This window comes from Streptomyces sp. NRRL S-118, assembly GCF_000716335.1.
Classification (GTDB): domain Bacteria; phylum Actinomycetota; class Actinomycetes; order Streptomycetales; family Streptomycetaceae; genus Streptomyces.
In genome coordinates this window covers 42,168-44,666 of the sequence record NZ_KL591043.1, presented here as the reverse complement: position 1 = coordinate 44,666, position 2,499 = coordinate 42,168, and the positions used below count along the sequence as shown (strand labels likewise).

Genomic DNA, 2,499 nt, shown 5'->3' with positions numbered 1-2,499 from the left:
CTCCGCCCGTACGTCGCCAGCAGTGCCTGCGCCTCGATCGGGTCGCCCAGGCGCGTACCGGTGCCGTGCGCCTCCACCGCGTCGACCTCTTCGGCACCGAGTCCCGCGTCGGCCAGGGCCTGGCGGATGACGCTTTCCTGGGCAGGGCCGCTGGGGGCGGTCAGTCCGTTGCTGGCGCCGTCCTGGTTGACCGCGCTGCCCCGGATGACCGCGAGCACCCGGTGCCCGTTGCGCACCGCGTCGGACAGGCGCTCCAGCACGAGGACGCCGACGCCCTCGGACCAGCCGGTGCCGTCCGCACCCGCCCCGAACGCCTTGCACCGCCCGTCGACCGACAGTCCGCCCTGGCGGCTGAACTCCGCGAACATGACGGGGCTGGACATCACCGCCACACCGCCGGCCAGGGCGAGGGAGCACTCGTCCCTGCGCAGTGCCTGCACGGCGAGGTGCAGGGCGACGAGCGACGACGAGCACGCCGTGTCGACCGTGATGGCCGGACCGGTGAGACCGAAGGTGTACGGCACGCGGCCCGAGATGACCCCGGCCGCCGTTCCGGTGCCGTAGTAGCCCTCGATCTCGGCGGGCACGGACGGCAGTCCCGCGGCGTAATCGTGGTACATCACACCCGCGTAGACGCCCGTACGGCTGCCCTTGAGGGTGGTGACGTCGATGCCCGCCCGCTCCACCGCTTCCCAGGAGGTCTCCAGCAGCAGCCGCTGCTGCGGGTCCATGGCNGCCCGCTCCACCGCTTCCCAGGAGGTCTCCAGCAGCAGCCGCTGCTGCGGGTCCATGGCCAGCGCCTCACGCGGTGAGATGCCGAAGAAGTCGGCGTCGAAGTCGGGCGCGTCGTAGAGGAAGCCGCCCTTGCGGGTGGCGCTCTTCCCGGGCCGGTCGGGGTCCGGGTCGAAGAGGGCGTCGGTGTCCCAGCCCCGGTCCTCGGGGAAGTCGGAGATGGCGTCACCGCCCCGGTCGACCAGGCGCCACAGGTCCTCGGGGGAGTTCACTCCGCCCGGGTATCGGCAGGCCATGCCGACGATCGCGATCGGCTCGCGGTGGCGCTCCTGCGCCTCCTGGAGTTGCCGGCGCGTCTGGTGCAGCTCCCGCGCGGCCCACTTCAGCTTGCTCAGCAGGTTGTTTTCGTCGGTCATGAGAGGTCGCTCCCGCAAGGCACGTCGAGGTCGGGCTGGAAGGACAGGTTCAGGAGTTCCCGAACTCTTTTTCGATGACGTCGAGGATCTGGTCGGCCGTCGCGGCTTCCAGTTCGTCGGCGAAGTCGGGGCCGTCCGCGGGCTCCGGCTGTGTGAGGGGACCGGCGGTCCGCCGCCCGGGTGAGGAGAGGGCCAGCAGCGCGGTGAGGCGGTCGGCGATGCGTTCCCGGGCGTCGTCGCCGAACTCCGCTCCGGCCAACGCCTTCTCGATCCTGACGAGGTCGTCGAGGATCGGGTCCACCGCGGGGCCGTCCGTCACGGCCAGTTCGGTCCCCACGTACGCGGCCAGTTCCTCGACCGTGGGGTGGTCGAAGACGAGGGAGGCGGGCAGACGCAGGNCTGCACGCCACCGGGATACCGGCACGCCATGCCCACGATCACGATCGGGTCGTCGGACGTGACGGCTGCGGCCACGGTGACGGCCTGCGCCGCTTCCGCCGTACCCGCGAGCTCCCGCGTCACGTACTCGGCGATGTGCTTGGGGGTCGGCTGGTCGAAGACGAGGGAGGCGGGCAGACGCAGGCCGGTGGCCCGGTTGAGCTGGTTGCGCAGCTCGACCGCCATCAGCGAGTCGAAGCCCAGGTTCTTGAACGGCGTGTCCACCGCGACCAGCCGGCCCGGCCCGTACCCCAGCACCTCACCCACATGACGCCGCACCACATCCAGCACCACCCGGCGCCGCTCCACCTCACCCAGACCCGCGACCCGAGCCCCCAGCCCCGCACCCTCACCCAGACCCCCGGCCCGCACCGCACGCCCGACACCCGCACCACCACCCACCAGCGCACGCAACACCGACGGAACCTCCGCCGACCCACGCCGCCGCAACCCCGCCACATCCAACGCCGCCGGCACCACCAGACCACCACCCGACACAACCCCCGCGTCGAACAGCGCCAAACCCTCCCCCGCACTCATCGCCGACAACCCCAGACCCACCAGACGCGCCCGGTCCACCCGCGACAAACCACCCGTCAAACCACCATCCGAACCCCACCACCCCCACGCCAACGACACCCCCGCAAGACCACGACCCCGCCGATACGACGCCAACCCGTCCAGCACCGCATTCGCCGCCGCATACCCCGCCTGCCCCGCACTGCCCACCACACCGGCGAACGACGAGAACAACACGAACGCGGAAAGATCGAGTCCGACCGTCAGCTCATGCAGGTGCAGCGCCGCTTCGGCCTTGGGGCGCAGGACGGTGGAGAGGCGGTCGGGGGTGAGCGATTCGAGGATGCCGTCGTCGATGACACCCGCGCAGTGGACGATGCCGGTGAGGGGGCGG

Annotated in this window: 3 protein-coding genes and 1 pseudogene; all 4 read right to left on the bottom strand. The window is 71.5% G+C overall.

Translation table 11 applies throughout. The features are described from left to right. Positions 1–734, bottom strand: a pseudogene (locus tag IH00_RS44825) (beta-ketoacyl synthase N-terminal-like domain-containing protein); the annotation flags it as partial. 1 nt (position 735) lies between these two features. Further along, positions 736–1,148, bottom strand: a 413-nt coding sequence (locus IH00_RS44820; RefSeq protein ID WP_234335111.1) for a beta-ketoacyl synthase N-terminal-like domain-containing protein, incomplete at its 3' end; no start/stop codon positions are given. A gap of 49 nt (positions 1,149–1,197) precedes the next feature. Next, a complete protein-coding gene (locus tag IH00_RS0135825; protein ID WP_031080638.1) occupies positions 1,198–1,485 on the bottom strand; it encodes a hypothetical protein in 288 nt (95 codons plus the stop codon). Beyond that, on the bottom strand, positions 1,464–2,499 hold a 1,036-nt coding region (locus tag IH00_RS45200; RefSeq protein ID WP_158828174.1), incomplete at its 5' end, for a beta-ketoacyl reductase. The genes IH00_RS0135825 and IH00_RS45200, both read right to left, overlap by 22 nt.